This is a genomic window from Sphingobium indicum BiD32, from assembly GCF_000382885.1.
In the GTDB taxonomy this organism is placed as follows: Bacteria; Pseudomonadota; Alphaproteobacteria; order Sphingomonadales; family Sphingomonadaceae; genus Sphingobium; species Sphingobium japonicum_C.
The window spans coordinates 1-1,165 of record NZ_CAVK010000028.1; the positions used below are offsets into that span (position 1 = coordinate 1).

Annotated in this window: 2 protein-coding genes; both read left to right on the top strand. The window is 61.2% G+C overall.

Annotation, left to right across the window (positions count from 1 at the left end):
• Positions 1-204, top strand: a 204-nt coding sequence (locus tag EBBID32_RS24410; RefSeq protein WP_037488414.1) for a hypothetical protein, incomplete at its 5' end; no start/stop codon positions are given.
• The gene (locus EBBID32_RS02930) at positions 188-1,009 is read left to right on the top strand and encodes a hypothetical protein (RefSeq protein WP_037488416.1); all 822 of its coding nucleotides are present in this window, start codon (positions 188-190) and stop codon (positions 1,007-1,009) included. The genes EBBID32_RS24410 and EBBID32_RS02930, both read left to right, overlap by 17 nt.
• The last annotated feature ends 156 nt before the right edge of the window (positions 1,010-1,165 follow it).

Sequence of the window (1,165 nt, forward strand, 5' to 3'; positions counted from 1 at the left end):
TGCGTTACCAAAGTTGACGATGCCGGCAACGTTCTGGAATTCTCTCATGGCCAAGTGGCCATGGAGAGCGTTCCTTCAACCAACACCAAACTTGACTTCCAGTTGTCATTCGACGACTGGCTCGAACGTGAAACGTTCTGGGCGTTCCACATGGAAAACGCCGAGTCCTTCGAAACGGAGTTCGACGATGCCGAAGGCGAGTGATTGGACCGACTATATCCCCGCGTCTGGTGAGGCCAGCGTTGGCCTTAACCTGAAAGGCCGCTACGGCGGCAAAGGAAGCAACATGCGCCGCTCCCGCTTCAACAAACGTTCCCGCTTCTCCCGCGTCCCGCGCCGCCAGCGCTACTGGTTCCCCAACTACCAGGGTGACCTGTTCGAGAGCGGCTGGGATGCCCTGCCCGCTGTCGCAACCCCGGTGACCATCCGGTCTTTCAACAGCGGCGCTGCCGCTGTCAACAGCACCTCCGAACCGGAGGACCTGTCTGCTCAGACCCTGCTGTTGACGCAGGGTCCCATCTTTGCGCGTCTCACGCTCATTCAGGAGACGCCCGAGAATCCCACGCCCACGCAGCTGGGCAACCATGACCACCAGTTCATGATGCTGTCGTACTTCTGGAGCGTTGACGAGCTGGACGGCAACGGCTCTCTGGACGTCCCCACGTCCTTTGAGTTCAGCAGCCCGGCCGATGGCGGGTCGCGCACCATCCGCCTCCTCAGGCGCAAGGACATGCTCAACTGGGGCCTGCTGCCCCTGTACTGGGAGAACCGCCTCCAGATGTACGGCGGTGACACCACGCAGGTGCCCAACTACCACCAGGACCATTCCTTTCCCTGGACCCGCATTCCGCCCCCGCGTATCCCGAAGGGCGGCATTCGGCTCGGGAATGACCGCATGGTGTGCCTGCACACCACCATCATGAATCAGGAGCTGCTGAGTGCGGCTGCCGTTCCCTGGCTCGACTCGGAGATCTACTCCGGACACTTCCGGTGGCTGCTCGCGAAGTAGAGCGTGCGTCCAGGTCGCGAAGGCCTGGCTATAAAGCCGCCTTAACACTTCTTCACTGGCGGCAATGGCCAAAATTGAGCCACAACCCCCCCACTGGGGGGAAACAGCCACGATGGAGTTCACGTGCCTATCTCCCGTCGCTTCGAGCTGTTCGCC